At 71.4% G+C, this 13,948-nt stretch carries 15 protein-coding genes; 9 read left to right on the top strand and 6 right to left on the bottom strand.

From position 1 onward, the window contains the following. The first annotated feature begins 76 nt into the window (after positions 1 to 76). The 4 genes from ACQKM2_RS02150 to ACQKM2_RS02135 all read left to right on the top strand — a co-directional run bounded on the left by ACQKM2_RS02150 (position 77) and on the right by ACQKM2_RS02135 (position 4,533). Positions 77 to 1,834, top strand: a complete 1,758-nt coding sequence (locus ACQKM2_RS02150) for a protein kinase domain-containing protein (RefSeq protein ID WP_427705517.1) — start codon at positions 77 to 79, stop codon at positions 1,832 to 1,834. Between the two features lie 240 nt (positions 1,835 to 2,074). Continuing rightward, positions 2,075 to 2,350 (top strand): hypothetical protein, encoded by a 276-nt coding sequence (locus tag ACQKM2_RS02145; protein ID WP_427705514.1) that lies wholly within the window; start codon positions 2,075 to 2,077, stop codon positions 2,348 to 2,350. Between the two features lie 139 nt (positions 2,351 to 2,489). Then, positions 2,490 to 2,696, top strand: coding sequence for a hypothetical protein (locus ACQKM2_RS02140; RefSeq protein ID WP_427705511.1), 207 nt, complete (start codon positions 2,490 to 2,492; stop codon positions 2,694 to 2,696). 361 nt (positions 2,697 to 3,057) lie between these two features. Next, complete coding sequence (locus ACQKM2_RS02135; protein WP_427705508.1) at positions 3,058 to 4,533, top strand: sialidase family protein; 1,476 nt, start codon at positions 3,058 to 3,060, stop codon at positions 4,531 to 4,533. Positions 4,534 to 4,582: 49 nt separating this feature from the next. Here ACQKM2_RS02135 and ACQKM2_RS02130 read toward each other — a convergent pair whose 3' ends face one another. Then, complete coding sequence (locus ACQKM2_RS02130) at positions 4,583 to 4,795, bottom strand: hypothetical protein (protein WP_427705505.1); 213 nt, start codon at positions 4,793 to 4,795, stop codon at positions 4,583 to 4,585. A 72-nt stretch (positions 4,796 to 4,867) separates the two neighbouring features. Beyond that, a complete protein-coding gene (locus tag ACQKM2_RS02125) occupies positions 4,868 to 6,040 on the bottom strand; it encodes a PucR family transcriptional regulator (protein ID WP_427705502.1) in 1,173 nt (390 codons plus the stop codon). A gap of 86 nt (positions 6,041 to 6,126) precedes the next feature. Here ACQKM2_RS02125 and ACQKM2_RS02120 point away from each other — a divergent pair, with 86 nt between their 5' ends. From ACQKM2_RS02120 to ACQKM2_RS02110, 3 genes are all read left to right on the top strand, one after another. Next, complete coding sequence (locus ACQKM2_RS02120) at positions 6,127 to 7,182, top strand: ferredoxin reductase (protein ID WP_427705499.1); 1,056 nt, start codon at positions 6,127 to 6,129, stop codon at positions 7,180 to 7,182. 7 nt (positions 7,183 to 7,189) lie between these two features. After that, the gene (locus tag ACQKM2_RS02115) at positions 7,190 to 8,308 is read left to right on the top strand and encodes a fatty acid desaturase family protein (RefSeq protein WP_427705496.1); all 1,119 of its coding nucleotides are present in this window, start codon (positions 7,190 to 7,192) and stop codon (positions 8,306 to 8,308) included. Positions 8,309 to 8,699: 391 nt separating this feature from the next. Next, entirely contained in the window at positions 8,700 to 9,305 is a 606-nt protein-coding gene (locus tag ACQKM2_RS02110) for a DUF6461 domain-containing protein (RefSeq protein WP_427705493.1), read from the top strand. Here the strand turns inward: ACQKM2_RS02110 and ACQKM2_RS02105 are convergent. Beyond that, entirely contained in the window at positions 9,248 to 9,640 is a 393-nt protein-coding gene (locus ACQKM2_RS02105; RefSeq protein WP_427705491.1) for a hypothetical protein, read from the bottom strand. The genes ACQKM2_RS02110 and ACQKM2_RS02105 overlap by 58 nt on opposite strands. Positions 9,641 to 9,686: 46 nt before the next feature. Then, positions 9,687 to 10,271, bottom strand: a complete 585-nt coding sequence (locus tag ACQKM2_RS02100; RefSeq protein WP_427705488.1) for a DinB family protein — start codon at positions 10,269 to 10,271, stop codon at positions 9,687 to 9,689. A 249-nt stretch (positions 10,272 to 10,520) separates the two neighbouring features. Between ACQKM2_RS02100 and ACQKM2_RS02095 the strand changes: the two genes are divergently transcribed. Both ACQKM2_RS02095 and ACQKM2_RS02090 read left to right on the top strand, forming a co-directional pair. Next, the gene (locus ACQKM2_RS02095; RefSeq protein ID WP_427705486.1) at positions 10,521 to 11,045 is read left to right on the top strand and encodes an AAA family ATPase; all 525 of its coding nucleotides are present in this window, start codon (positions 10,521 to 10,523) and stop codon (positions 11,043 to 11,045) included. A 112-nt stretch (positions 11,046 to 11,157) separates the two neighbouring features. After that, complete coding sequence (locus ACQKM2_RS02090; RefSeq protein ID WP_427705484.1) at positions 11,158 to 11,661, top strand: N-acetyltransferase; 504 nt, start codon at positions 11,158 to 11,160, stop codon at positions 11,659 to 11,661. Between the two features lie 44 nt (positions 11,662 to 11,705). Here the strand turns inward: ACQKM2_RS02090 and ACQKM2_RS02085 are convergent, their stop codons facing one another. Further along, positions 11,706 to 13,379 (bottom strand): multicopper oxidase family protein, encoded by a 1,674-nt coding sequence (locus ACQKM2_RS02085; RefSeq protein ID WP_427705481.1) that lies wholly within the window; start codon positions 13,377 to 13,379, stop codon positions 11,706 to 11,708. Next, positions 13,376 to 13,873, bottom strand: coding sequence for a hypothetical protein (locus tag ACQKM2_RS02080; RefSeq protein ID WP_427705479.1), 498 nt, complete (start codon positions 13,871 to 13,873; stop codon positions 13,376 to 13,378). Before ACQKM2_RS02080 ends, ACQKM2_RS02085 begins: the two co-directional genes overlap by 4 nt. Between the last annotated feature and the right edge of the window lie 75 nt (positions 13,874 to 13,948).

Below are 13,948 nucleotides of genomic sequence, written 5' to 3'. Positions count from 1 at the left end.
AAGGGCGGGTTTCAGCCGATTCCTCTCCGGGCGCAGCCACTAGGGTGGTGCGAAAGAGACTCGTGAAGGGGCATGGATGAGCAGCGAGTTGCCGGCAGCGGGATTCTTCCAGGCGCTCGGGCCGGACGATCCGCGGACGGTGGCCGGCTACCGCATCGCCGCCGGGCTCGGCTCCGGAGGCATGGGCAAGGTCTACCTTTCGCACACCCCCGGAGGACGGCCGGTCGCCGTCAAGGTGATTCGCCGGGAGTTCGCCGAAGACCCGGAGTTCCGGCACCGGTTCAAGCAGGAGGTGGCCTCCGCGCAGCGGGTGCAGGGCCTTTTCACCGCGCCCGTGATCGACGCGGACGCGGACGGTCCCGTGCCGTGGCTCGCCACCGCGTACGTGCCCGGGCCCACGGTCGCGGCAGCCGTCGCCGAACACGGGCCGCTGCCCGCCCGTACCGTCCTGATGCTGGCCGCCGGGATCGCCGAAGCCCTCCAGGGCATCCACGGCGCCGGCATCGTGCACCGGGACCTCAAGCCGTCCAACGTACTGCTCGCCTCCGACGGGCCGCGGGTCATCGACTTCGGCATCGCGCGGGCCGCCGACGCCACTTCGCTCACGGTGAGCGGGGTCGCGATCGGCACCCCGTCCTTCATGGCGCCGGAGCAGGCTGCCGGGGGCAGGACCGGCCCGGCCACCGATGTGTTCGCCCTGGGACAGGTGGCCGTGTACGCCGCCACGGGCGCCCCGGCGTACGGGGAGGGTCCCTCGCACGGGGTGCTCTACCGCATCGTGCACGAGGAGCCCGACCTCTCGGGCCTGCCCGCGGAACTGCGGCCCCTGGTGGCACGTTGCCTGGTCAAGGACCCGGCGGAACGGGCCTCGCCGACCGAGGTCCTGGAACTGTGCCGGGCCGCTGCCGGCCAGACGCAGCTGCGGCGGCCGGAGGACTGGCTGCCGAGCGGGGTGGCGGCGGGCATCACCTCGCGGCAGGGGGTGGTCCCGGGGCCGGTCGCGGTGCGGGAGGCACCCGCACCGGCCCCTCCGGCGGCGGGCGGACCCGTGCCCACCGCGCCCGCACGGCAGCTGCCGCCCATGCCCGCCGGGCTCCCCACCATGGCGGGGGTGGCCCACCAGCCGACGGTGTGCGCGGCTCCGGCGGCGCACACCGCGTTCGACGCGCCGTACCGCACTCCCTACCCGCCCGCGGGCGGGTACCAGGCACCTACGTCCGCGACGCACTTCCCCACCCCGCCGCCGCAGCCCCGGCGCAACCGCTCCGCCATCGTGCTCGGCTCGATCCTGGGTTCGCTGGTGCTCCTGGCCGGAGGCTGCGCGGCGCTCGCGAAAGTGATCGGCAAGGACGCGGGCGACCGGCGTGCCACGAGCAGCGGCGGCACGGCCCCGCACGGCGGCGGGGCCGGCCCGAGCGCCAGGCCGAGCACCGATCCCAAGCCCGCCTCCTACCCCGGTTTCGAGTTTCCCGCCGGGTACTACATCAAGCTCGGGGACGACCCGCTGACGCCGCGCGAGTCGAACTACGACGACCTCTACCTGTCTTGCGGCAGCACCTCCGCCGACTGCTCCTTCAACTCCTACGGCACCAAGCTCGTGCTGCTCGACTCCGCCGAGAAGGGCTCCCTCAAGACGTGCCGGGAGGTGACCCGCTTCACCACCAAGATCAAGGTGGAGACGCTGTCCAAGGGCGCGGAGATCTGCGTGCGGACCAAGTCGGGCAACGTCGGCCTCGTCCTCTTCAAGGGCATGTCGGCACAGGACGACCCCAGTCTGCACGCCAAGATCGACGTGACGGTCTGGCGTGGCGGACTCGCGGCGGAGGAGAAATGAGTACCCCCGCCCCCCGCTGGGGCCGCGCTCCGCGCGTTCGCCGTCACTCGGCGCGGCCGCGCCCCCGGATGCCCAGGACGGCCGGGGGAGAGGGTGGGACGCTGGAGTGAGGGCCCGCGAGCGGAGGTCCGAGGGCGTCCCTTCCGGGAGGCGGCCGGGCGTCGCCGGGCGGCCCCGCCGCGTGGATCCGGCCCGTCGGAACCAGGACCGCGCGACCGACCCGGAAGGCAGGTGCGTCCCATGCGCACGTCGACACGTATCGCCGGTGCCCTCACCGGCCTGACCCTCACCCTCGGTGGCGCGGCCCTCGCCGCTCCCGTGGCCCGGGCGGACATCCCCGCCTGCGTACAGATGGCCGAACAGGCCGGTGCCACCGATTCCGGCGCGGCCGCGGCGGCCTGCGGCCGTGGCGTGAGCGGAGACCTGCAGGGTTGTGTGAGCGGGCTGACCGGGGCCGGAGTGGCCGGCGGCGCAGCGACCGGCGCCTGCCGGGCGGCGGCCCACGAACCGCGTTAGCGGGCCGGAGCGGGCGCGCCGCCCGCCGCCGCCTCGCGGGCCCGGTACGGAGCGCCCATGCTGGGAACGAGGGCGCCGTCGTATCGGGCCCCGTCCTTCCCTGAGGCAGAACGAAGGCGCCTGAGAGGAGGAGGAAGTCATGCGCATGCGAAGAATCCTGGGCCGCGCCCTGGCCGCGGCGACCCTTGCCGGCCTGAGCGCCATCGGTGCTGTCGGCGCCGCGGCCGCCTCGTCCGCGGACATCTCCAGGGACGAGTGCGCGGCCGCCGGCGGACAGGTCACCTCACGCCCGTACTCCGGCTACGTCTGCGCCCTGCCCGACGGGACCTCGCAGCCGATCACCTGACCGGCCGGCGCACGGCCGGGCCGCCGGCCGTCCCGAAGCCGAAGCCGAAGCCGAAGCCGAAGCCGAAGCCGAAGCCGCGGCCGTCTCCGCCGCGGGACGGCGCGACAAGAGCACCAGCACGACCGAGGAGCCGACCGGCACCACACCCGCCGGTCGGCTCCGCCGTGTCCCCGGACCCCCGGGGACGTCTCAGGGGACGACTCCGTCGTTCGGCGCATCAAGGGCACCTGCCACGACGCCGAAAAGGACCAAGCGGAGTCGCCCCACCCTCGCGTTCCGGTAATCCTCCGCGCCTCAGGCCGCCGCCGCCCCGATGACGGCGGTCCCGTACGCCGGCCGAAAGGCCCGGAGGAGATCCCGCATGCGCGTCCCCGTGCCCCTGACCGCCGTCACCGCCGCCGCGCTCCTGCTCGGCACGGTCACCGGGGCGGCTCCCGCCGCCGCGGCGGACCCGGACACCGACCGCACGCCCCTGGTCAAGGTGTCCCACGGGGACCCGTACGCGAAGTGCACCGTCGGAGCGAGGTCCCCCGACAGCGTCGTCTACCCGGGCACCGAGGTCGAGCCGTACCTGTCCGTCGATCCGCGCGACCCGAAGCGCGTGGTCACCGTGTTCCAGCAGGACCGCTGGAACGACGGCGGCGCCCGCGGCCTGGCGGCCGCCTGGACCGCGGACGGCCGCACCTTCCACCGGAGCACGCTGCCGTTCAGCCTGTGCGCCCCCGGCGGCGCGGACTACGAACGGGCCTCCGACCCCTGGGTGAGCACCGGACCGGACGGTACGGTCTACGCCGGCGGGGAGGGCGTCGACTTCGTCAAGAGCACGCGCAGCGCCCTCCTGGCGGTCACGTCCCGCGACGGCGGCCGCACGTGGCAGAACCTCACCACCACGCACGCCGACGAGCAGCCCTTCTTCAACGACAAGCCCTCACTCACCGCAGACCCGGTCCGCGCGGGCACCGCCTACCAGGTCTGGAACCGCCTCGACAACGACCCGCCCGGCCCCAGCGCCCTCGACGGTCCCGGCTACATCTCCCTCACCCGCGACGGCGGCCGCACCTGGAGCAGGGCCCGGAAGTTCGTCGACACCGGCAGCGTGCCCAACACCCAGACCATCGGCCATCTGATCGTCGCCGACCGGCGCACCGGCACCCTGTACGACTTCTTCGACCGGATCACCTACTCCGACGACCTGGGCACCGTCGCCGAAGCCCACTACCAGGTGGTCACCTCGACCGACGCCGGCGAGACCTGGAGCGCCCCCGTCACCGTGGCCCGGGACACCTCCGTACCGGAGGTCGACCCGAACGACCCCGCCAAACCGCTGCGCGCCGCGTCCACCCTGCCCAGCCCGGCCGTCGACCCGAAGACGGGCACGCTGTACATGGCCTACGAGGGCTCTGACTTCTCCGGCGGGAAGTTCGACTCCGTCCAGCTGGTGCGGTCCACCGACGGCGGCCGCACCTGGGGGACCCCGGAACTGATCAGCCCCGAGGGGGTGCCGGCCTTCTCGCCGTCGATCGCGGTCACGGAGGGGGGCACGGTCGCGCTCACCTACTACGACCTGCGCTTCCTGGAGCCCGGCAACACCACGACCCTGCCCACCGCCCACCAGCTGGTCACGCTGCGGCACGGGAACCCGGGGCTGCGGACCGAGCGGCGGATCTCGCGGATCTTCGACTGGCTGCGGGCGCCCTTCGCCGGGGGATACTTCCTCGGCGACTACCAGGGCCTGGTGGCGGACGGCAAGGGAGTGCGGGCGGTGCTCACCGAAACCCACTCCGACGCACCGCGCAACCGTACGGACGTGTACACCGGCGTCTTCCGCACCCGCTGACAGCGCGGGAGCGCCCCGCGGCGGGTGGCCGCGGGGCGCCTCGCGGTGTTCAGTCCACCTGCTGACCGTCGTAGGTACCGCCCTTGCAGAGGTTGTCCGTCAGGTCGGGCGTTCCGCCGCCCTGCTTGCACTCGGAGGGGGTGACGGAGGCCGTGACGCCCTGAGCGGTGGCAGCGGTCGCGGCGGTCGCGGCGCCTGTGAGGCCGAGGCCGGCGAGGGCCGCCGTGGCGATGACGGCGGCGAAGATTCGTCGAATGCGCATTCGGTTCCCCTTTCACGGGTTGCCTCGGTTGGGGCACTAGCCAGCTTGATCTTCACCCATGCGGGTGGCACGTCATGGTGAGCCATTCGGGTGAACGTGAGGTTCCTGGCCCGCCCGGAGACCGACCGCCAGCGTCAGTTCGAGAACCCGGTGCGGTGACCCGAGGTCCGGGAACAGCTCCCGCAGCTGCGACATCCGGTACCGGACGGTCTGGGGGTGGACGAACAGCGCCGCCGCCACCTCGTCCCGCCTGCCCTGGTGCAGCAGCCACTCCCGCAGCGTCTCCTCGAGCCGCCGCGCGGTCGCGGCCGGCAAGGTCCCCAGCGGTGCGAGGGCTCGGGCGCGCAGGTCGGCGAAGGCGTCCGCGTCGGCGCTCAGTACCAGCTCGGGCAGGTGGTCCTCGGTGTCGCGGATGTCGCAGGAGAGGGAGCGCGCGCGTACGGCTCGTGCGTACGAGGCGGACGCGCGCGTCCACGGCCGGGCCGGGCCGACCACGGCGGTGCGGTCGGGCAGCTGCCTCAGGAGGCGTGCCCGGTCGGCATCGGGGACGAGCAGCACGCCGGAGGCGTCCGGCAGATCGTCGAGGACGAGTGTGCCCGGGTCGAGCGCGCGGTAGGCGGGCCGGGCCTGGTCGGCGGGCAGCAGGACCGCGGTCAGCGAAACCGGCGGCTGCCACCCGGCCCGCCCGGCAGCGGCGAGGAGCACGTCCGGGCCCGCGCCGGAGAGGAGGTCGCGGGCCAGCTGCTCCAGATGCCGCTCGTGGGCCCGGCCCCGAGCGGCCAGCTCGTCGGCGTGGCCCGCGGCGCTCGCGGCGGAGAGCTCGTCGATGTAGGCGAAGGTCAGCTCGGCGAACTTGGCGACCTGGGCGGCGGGCAGACCCGCGGGTACGGCACCTGCGGCCAGGCCTCGCCAGGCCACGCGGGCGCCGACCCGGTAGGCGCTGAGCAGGGCGTCCATCGAACGGCCGTCGCGGACCTCGCCGCGGCCCAGCTCGTAGGCCGCGTCACTGGCGTCGCCGCCCGTGGCGTTCCCGCTCGCGAGGTCCAGGTAGAGGCCCAGGGCGGTGCGGACGGCCCGGCGGATGGTGGCGCCCATGCGGCCCGAAAGGGCGTTGGCGTAGGGCGGGACCTCGTCGATGATCGCCTGGACCACCTCGTCGGCGGTGGTCTTCAGCGCGGCCCGAAGCGCGGTGACCGTCGTCTCGTCCAGGACCAGCTCGCTGGCCCTCCGGACTGCATGGCTCACTTTTTGTTCCCTGCGAACAATCCGACCGATCAGATTCACGTCCTACGGACAGGACTTTACCCCCTGAAGCGCATCAAGCTGGGGCCATGACGAGTGCAGCCCTCCGCAGTAGGGCGTGGAAACTGCTGGAGATGGTCACGACGCCGCTGCTGCCGTCGGACTACCTCGACCTGGTCAGCCCGCTGCGTGCGGGTGGCGACCTGCGGGGGCGCATCGAGGCCGTGCACGCGGAGACGGGTGACGCCGCGACCGTCGTGATCAGGCCGGGACGGGGCTGGCGCGGCCACACGGCCGGCCAGTACGTGCGGATCGGGGTCGACGTCGACGGGGTGCGCCTGTGGCGTGCCTACTCGCTCACCTCGCCGACGGACCGCCGGGACGGCAGGATCACGATCACCGTGAAGGCGATCCCGGACGGCAAGGTCAGCAACCACCTGGTCCGCAGGGCGCGGCCGGGCACGCTGATCCAGCTCGACCAGGCCACCGGTGATTTCGTACTGCCGCCGGCCAAGCCCGCCAAGGTGCTCTACCTGACGGCCGGCAGCGGCATCACGCCGGTGATGGGCATGCTGCGCGACACCGAGTTCGACGACGTCGTCATGGTCCACTCCGCACCGCAGCCGCACGACGTGATCTTCCGCGACGACCTGCACGACCTGGTCGCGGACAAGAAGCTGAGCCTCACCGAGCTGCACACCGACACGGACGGCATGCTCGACATGGCCCGTCTGGCCGAGCTCGTCCCCGACTGGGCCGAGCGCGAGACCTGGGCCTGCGGGCCCGCGGGCCTGCTCGACGCCGCCGAGGAGCACTGGGCCGGGCACGGCGTCCCGGAGCGCCTGCACACCGAACGCTTCCGCCCCACCGCCGTCGTCACCGGCGACGGTGGCGAGGTCACGTTCGCAGCCACCGGCAAGACCGCCGACGCGGACGGCGCCACCCCGTTGCTGGACGTCGGCGAGGAGGCCGGCGTGCTCATGCCGTCCGGGTGCCGCATGGGCATCTGCTTCGGCTGCGTGACGCCGCTCACGGCGGGCGCCGTCCGCGACCTGCGCACCGGCGAGATCACCGAGGCCGGGCCGGGCGTCCTCATCCAGACCTGCGTGTCCGCCGCGGCGGGCCCTTGCGACATCGAACGGTAGGAACACCTTGACCGCCATCGACCCCACCGCCCACCTGACCGCGGAGCAGATCGAGGAGCTCGGGCGCGAGCTGGACGCGATCCGCGACGAGGTGATCGCCGGCCGTGGTGAGAAGGACGCCGCCTACATCCGCAAGGTCATCTCGGCACAGCGCAAGCTAGAGCTGGCCAGCAGGGGCGTCCTGCTGTTCTCGTTCTTCCCGCCCGCGTGGCTGATCGGCACCGCCGGTCTGTCCGTGGCGAAGATCATGGAGAACATGGAGATCGGCCACAACGTCCTGCACGGGCAGTGGGACTGGATGCGGGACCCGAAGATCCACTCCACCACCTGGGACTGGGACCACGTCTCGCCGGCCGACCAGTGGAAGCACTCCCACAACGAGCTGCACCACACGTACACCAACGTGATCGGCAAGGACAACGACCTCGGCTACGGCATCATGCGCGTCGACGAGGACCAGAAGTGGCACCCGTTCCACCTCGGCCAGCCGCTGTGGAACTTCCTGAACGCCTGCTTCTTCGAGTACGGCATCGCCGCCTACGACCTGGAACTCGGCAGGAACCTGTCCAAGCACCGCCGCAAGAACCCGGAGTTCCGCGCGCGGGCCAGGGCCGTGGGCCGCAAGATCCGCAAGCAGGTGCTCAAGGACTACGTGATCCACCCGCTCCTTTCGGGCCCGTCGTTCCTCACCACGCTCGCCGCCACGTTCACCGCGAACCTGGTCCGCAACCTCTGGACCCACTCGGTGATCATGTGCGGGCACTTCCCCGAGGGCGTCCAGGTCTTCGAGCGCCGGTCGATCGAGGGCGAGACGCGCGGCCAGTGGTACCTGCGCCAGATGATGGGCTCGGCGAACATCAGCGGCGGCAAGGCCATGCACTTCATGACCGGCAACCTGTCGCACCAGATCGAGCACCACCTGTTCCCGGACCTGCCGAGCAACCGCTACGCCGAGGTCGCGGTGAAGGTGCGCGCCTTGTTCGAGAAGTACGAGCTGGACTACGTCACCGGGCCGCTGCCCAAGCAGGTCTTCTCCGCGTGGCACAAGGTCTTCAGGCTCTCCCTGCCGAACAGGAAGCCCAAGGCCACGGCGCCGGACCGCGAGCAGGAACTCGTCGCGGCCTGACCCCCGGCACCGGCCCGGCCCCGTGGGCACGCCGCTGGTCCCCACGGCTGGTCCGGGAATGGTCCGGATCCTGGGGTGGGGCCGTGGCCGGCGAGCCAAGGCCCCACTCCGCACCTTCGGCCCCACGACCGCACGAGCGCAGTCGTCCGCCCGGCCATGCCCGCGCTTGGACCGTCGTCTGGTCCGCGACTACGAGCACCGCCGGTCTCGTCCGCTTCGTGAACCTCACCAGCAGCCCAGAGCACCTCATGTCCAAGGACTTCCCGCCGCTCGGGAGCCTCCTCGACGCGGTTGTGCCCGACTTCATGCCCTGGGGAGAGCTGCGCCTGTCACACCCCTCGTCTAGGGTGATCGCTCGCTCGAAACAAGGGCACAGTGCGTGCCGGGGAGGATGAGCGTCGTGCGTGGCGGCATTCAGTGGCTTGTGGAACAGGACGACTGGCAACACAGCGTGGTCTTTGCGCGTGGCATCACGCCCGAGGAGCTGGGTCTGCGTATGGGGGGCGTACGTGATTCTGTCGCCTCGCCGATCACGGACGCTGAAGCATGGACCATGGTCCTCGACCTGGCGACGGACGACGACGATGTCGTACGCGTCGGTGCGCACGGCGGCTGGTCGTTCGCCGTTGAATACGGGTTGGGGGACGGTGCACAACGACTGGTCGACATTTCCCGGAACGGAGTGGAGGCGATTCACCTCGACCCATCCGTGGACCATCCGCCAGCGATGTTCTCCTATACAAGAGACGGTGTGGACGTCTGTGGTTTTGGAATCGGAGAAGAGGTCTGGCGGTGGGGCGAGCAGCCAGATCTCCTGTTGCCTGAGCTGATAGCGGCCGGTGTATTGCATTCCGACGGCGAGTACGCGCGACCGGAAGACGAGCCCTACCGGGACCGGGACCGCCACACACTGGCGCTCATGGAATCCCGGTTCGGTCTTCACCTTCCCCGTGATGTATGGGAGAACGAGCGCCTGCCGGCCTTCGTCATCGCCTGAGAGGTCGTCTCACGTGGCAAGTTCCACGAGCTTCCTGTAGCAGGGCAGGGCAGGGCAGCGGCCAGGCCGAGGAAGTGCGAGCCCTTTCGCTCGTATCGGATGCCCAGGCGGTGGTAGCCGAAGAGCCGGGCGATCGACCGCTCGATCTTCCAGCGGTGCCGACCAAGGTGTTCACCGGACTCGATCAGCACGTACGTCACGGCGGTGAACGCGGCGCGCTCGTCACGTGGAGCGGTTCCGCCGCCTTGCGGTCGCGCCGCGAACGACGGCAGTAGCGGGGCGACCGGCTCCCAGAGCTCATCAGGAGCCAGACGCTTCGGCAGATCGGCACCCACGGCCGGCATCATGCCGCTCGCACATCAAGTCGCGTGGCACAGCCTTCTACGCCTTGACCGAGGTGGCCGCTCTGGCGGTCTGTTCGATCTTCGCGCGGTAGGCGGCACGGGCTTCCTCGTCGGTCTGCTGCTCGTGTTCGGGCCGCATCCCGGTTCGGCCGTCGAGGCCCTCGCGCAGGATGTCGGCGTGCCCGGTATGCCGGTTGGTCTCGCCGAGGACGTGGACCATGATGGCGAACAGGTTGGTGTTGGGAGAGGGCTCTGGCCACCACGGCACGTGGCCGGGGGCGTCGAGGGCAAGCTCGTCGATCGTCGCGTCCGAGTGTTCCCACGTGCGCCGGTAGAACCCGATGATCTGTTCGCGGGTCTCGTCCTCGGTCGCCCACTGATCGCTGCCGTCGTGGTCCTGCCACCGGGGCAGCGGTTCCGGGGAAGGGCGGTCGAAAACCTCGCCGAAGTACCTGGCCTCGACGGTGGCCACATGCTTGACCAGGCCGAGGAGGTTGGTCCCGGTAGCCGTCAAAGGCCGGCGGGCGTCGTACTCGGACAGGCCGTCGAGCTTCCAGAGCAGCGCCTCGCGGTCCCGCCGCAGTCTCCCGTGCAGGTCGCCCTTCGCGAATCCGTCGATCATGCGGCACGAGCCTGCCATGGGCTGCTCGCCTTCTCAAGATCCCTTAGGCGGTCCGCAACGACTGGCAGAGCCGAGCCCAGGCCTTCGACGGCTCCGGAGATCCAAGGCAGGGTGAGGCCGTTGAGGACGGCGTCCCAGTCGTTCTGGAGGAACGCGGCGAAGCCCTGGACCGGTGAGGGGCCGCGGTCAAGGGCTCGGGTCATCCAGTGGGCTGTCCCTGCGGGCCGCATGACGCTAGCGTCGAGTCTCATGATCGTATGGCTCAACGGCACCCATGGCGCGGGCAAGACGACGACCGGTGCGCTCGTGCAGCAGCTGATCCCGGACTCACGGGTGTTCGATGCCGAGAAGGTCGGCGAGACACTCATGGACATCACACCGGGCTTGCCCGCTACGGACAACTTCCAGCACTGGCCGCCATGGCGGCCTCTCGTGGTCGAGACCGCCCGACGTGTTCTCGACTACACCGGCGGCACTCTGGTGATGCCCATGACTGTCCTGGTCGAGCAGTACTGGCGCGAGATCACCTCCGGCCTTGCTCGGCATGCCATTCCGGTCCGGCACTTCGTCCTCCATGCCGACCAGGACACCCTTCGCCGGCGCATCGCGGGGGACACCGTTCTTGGCCCCAACTCCCCGTTCCGTCTCCGATACCTTGAGCCGTACGCCGAGGCGGCCCGCATGTGGCTGCATGCCGAGGCCGAGGTCGTCGACACCACACACCTCACGCCCGCCCAGGCCGCCCGGCGGATCGCAGAGGCCGTCAAGAGTTGAGGAAGAACGACCTGCCGGCGTCAGGCCTCCTAGGTGCCGAGAAGCCCGCCCATGTGACAACCAGCCTGCTCCGGTTCAATCGGGAAACGGTGCGCTGCTACGGTCGGGTGCCATGAGCTGGCTTCCCGAAGACTTCGTCCACCCCGTCCTGGTACCGCTGCCGGGCGGTGGTCATCACCTGCGGCCGGTCCGGGAGGCGGACGTCGCGCTCGACTATCCGGCTGTGATGGGTTCGCGAGAGCGCCTGTGGACCATGTTCGGTCCGGCCTGGGGCTGGCCCGCGGCCACCATGACCTACGAGGCCGACCAGGCCGACCTGCTGCGGCACGAGAAGGAGATCGCCGCACACCAGTCCTTCAACTACGCGCTGTTCGACGCGGCGGAGACGGTTCTGCTCGGCTGTGTCTACATCGACCCGCCGGAGAGGGCCGGCGCGGACGGCGAGATCTGCTGGTGGGTGGTGGACGAGCTGGTGGGCAGCGAGGTGGAGCTGGCCTTCGACGCGCTGGTGCCGCAGTGGATCGCCGCCGACTGGCCGTTCGAGCAGCCGCGCTTCCTCGGCCGTGGGACCTCCTGGTCGGACTGGCTCGCCCTGCCGCGGAATCCGGACGCGTAAGCGGTTGTCGCCGAACGGACCACGTTCGGTCGGGACACGGCTGCTCAGACCACCCTGAAGTTGGCCATCATCGCCATGTCCTCGTGCTCCAGGTTGTGGCAGTGCATCATGTAACGCCCCTTGTAACCGTCGAAGCGGGCCAGGACCTCGACGACCTCGAAGGGGCGCACGTCCACCGTGTCCTTCCAGCCGCCGTCCGTTTCCAAAGGGCCGCCGGGGCCCCGGCCCACCACGGCGAAGTGCGCCAGGTGCACATGGACGGGGTGGTGGAAGTCACTGGAGAACCGCCACCGTTCGACCGTCCCCAGCGCGGGATCGGCGAGGTCGCCCGCGACCTCGAACGGTTTCCCGTTGATGGTCCACATCGACCCGCCGCCGGTGGCCTTCGTTCGCCGGAAGTCGAACACGCGGGTACGGACGGCCTCGCTCCGCCGGGGCAGGTCCAGTTCCGCCAGCACGGGCCGGACGACCGAATCGTCACGGGCGGAGCGCACGACGCGAAAGCGCATGACGTCCCGGGTGGCCTCCGTCTCACCCACCGTATTGCGTACCGTGACCAGCGTGCCGACCGGGTACCGGCCGAAGTCGACGACCAGGTCGAAGCGTTCGGCCGGCGAGAGCGGCACCTCGTGGTGCGGACGCGGCCCGGCCAGCAGCCCCGCGTCGCTGCCGACCTGAACGAACGGCGCGCTGCCGTCCGGCGGCGGCGGGGAGAGGCGCAGCCGGTAGCGGCGGGCGTTGGACCCGTTGAGGAACCGGAAACGGTAGCGCGCGGCGTCGACCTCCATCTCGGGCCAGGGCGCGCCGTTGACCAGGAGCACATCCCCCAGTACGCCCTCCATGTAGTCCTCCTCCACCCCCGGCACGCCGGTCAGGCCCGGGTCGAGCGCGGGATACCGGAACTGCCCGTCCGCGTCGAAGGAGCGGTCACACAGCATCAGCGGTACGTCGCGCGGGCCTCCGGGCAGGCCAGACGCGTCCTCCGCGGTGTCCGAGACGAGGAAGAACCCGGCCAGACCTCGCCACACCTGCGGTCCGGTGAAGTCCATGCGGTGGTCGTGGTACCAGAGGGTCGCCGCCCGCTGACGGTCGAGCGGATAGACGTAGTCCCTGGTCCGCTCGTGCAACGTCCACGCGTCGGGCGGTACGTGCGCCATGGGCATCTCCGCATGCCCGCCCCCGGACCCGCCGCCGTGGCCGCTGTGGCCGGTTGGCGCGGGGCGGGCGCCGCCCGGCCGGTAACCCCCCGCCGGTACGACGAGGTCGGTCGGATACCCGTCCGATTCCGCGGGCGTGACTCCCCCGTGCAGATGGGTCGAGGTCGGTACGGCGAGCTCGTTGGTCACCCGTACGGTCGCGGCGCGCCCGGACCGTACGCGGAAGGTCGGCCCCGGGAAGGTCCCGTCGTACCCCCACACCGTCGTCCGGACCCCGGGAAGCACCTCGACCGGGGCTGCCCGCTGGACGACTTCGTAGAGTTCGCCGCCGCCCGGCCCGCCGGCCCCCACCGCCTGCGCGGTCCGCGGAACCGGCAGCGGCACCGTGAACCGCCGGGGCAGCCGTGCCCCACCGCTGCGCAGCAACTCGCCGCTGGTCTCGGGGGAGCAACCAGTGGTGAGGGCGCCGGTCAGCCCGGCGGCCGCGGCGCCCGCGCCGAGGCCCAGGAAGCGCCTTCGGGACATCGAGGTCCGGGGCGTGCGCCCGTCCGTGCCCGTCATCGCGAGACCTCCCCTCGTGCCGCCGGGGCCGGCAGGGTGAGGGGGGTGCCGTGGCCGGTGGTCTCGCCGGCGAGGTGCCGCCGGTAGCCGTACGCCCAGATCACCTGTCCCACCGCGAGTCCGAAGAGGCTGACGCCGAGGGGTATGTGCAGCGCCAGGTTCCGCCCGTGCCCTGCCCCGATCTGTGCGCCGGTCAGGGCGAACAGCCCGATGGCGAACGCGACGTACCACAGTGGTCCGCGTCCGAACCACCACAGCGACAGGGCGGCGGGGAGCGACAGCATGGGCAGCAGGATCAGCGCGCCGCCCAGTGCTCCGTGGACCTCCAGCAGGTCCACGTCGCCCGTCACGAACCGTCCCGCGAACGCGGCCTGGGCGATGACGCCCGCCGCGAACAGGGTGGCCAGTGCGCGTACGACCGCGATGGGCCAGCGCCGCGGGCGTACCCGGGCCCTCGTCCCGGCGAGTCCGTTCGGGCCCGGTCCGTGTGACACGCCGACGGCGTGGCCTTCTCTGCTTGGGCTTCGTCTCATGGCACCGCATCGTGCCGCCCGGACACGGCGGACCGC

The sequence above is a fragment of the Streptomyces sp. NPDC004126 genome (assembly GCF_050275515.1).
Taxonomy (GTDB): domain Bacteria; phylum Actinomycetota; class Actinomycetes; order Streptomycetales; family Streptomycetaceae; genus Streptomyces.
Note: the sequence above shows the minus strand (reverse complement) of the source record. Positions and strands in the feature narration are given on the sequence as shown.

Coding starts and splice junctions, on each gene's coding strand:
- ACQKM2_RS02150 (WP_427705517.1), top strand. CDS start 77: ATGAGCAGCGAGTTGCCGGCAGCGGGATTCTTCCAGGCGCTCGGGCCG.
- ACQKM2_RS02145 (WP_427705514.1), top strand. CDS start 2,075: ATGCGCACGTCGACACGTATCGCCGGTGCCCTCACCGGCCTGACCCTC.
- ACQKM2_RS02140 (WP_427705511.1), top strand. CDS start 2,490: ATGCGCATGCGAAGAATCCTGGGCCGCGCCCTGGCCGCGGCGACCCTT.
- ACQKM2_RS02135 (WP_427705508.1), top strand. CDS start 3,058: ATGCGCGTCCCCGTGCCCCTGACCGCCGTCACCGCCGCCGCGCTCCTG.
- ACQKM2_RS02130 (WP_427705505.1), bottom strand. CDS start 4,795: ATGCGCATTCGACGAATCTTCGCCGCCGTCATCGCCACGGCGGCCCTC.
- ACQKM2_RS02120 (WP_427705499.1), top strand. CDS start 6,127: ATGACGAGTGCAGCCCTCCGCAGTAGGGCGTGGAAACTGCTGGAGATG.
- ACQKM2_RS02110 (WP_427705493.1), top strand. CDS start 8,700: ATGAGCGTCGTGCGTGGCGGCATTCAGTGGCTTGTGGAACAGGACGAC.
- ACQKM2_RS02100 (WP_427705488.1), bottom strand. CDS start 10,271: ATGATCGACGGATTCGCGAAGGGCGACCTGCACGGGAGACTGCGGCGG.
- ACQKM2_RS02095 (WP_427705486.1), top strand. CDS start 10,521: ATGATCGTATGGCTCAACGGCACCCATGGCGCGGGCAAGACGACGACC.
- ACQKM2_RS02090 (WP_427705484.1), top strand. CDS start 11,158: ATGAGCTGGCTTCCCGAAGACTTCGTCCACCCCGTCCTGGTACCGCTG.
- ACQKM2_RS02085 (WP_427705481.1), bottom strand. CDS start 13,379: ATGACGGGCACGGACGGGCGCACGCCCCGGACCTCGATGTCCCGAAGG.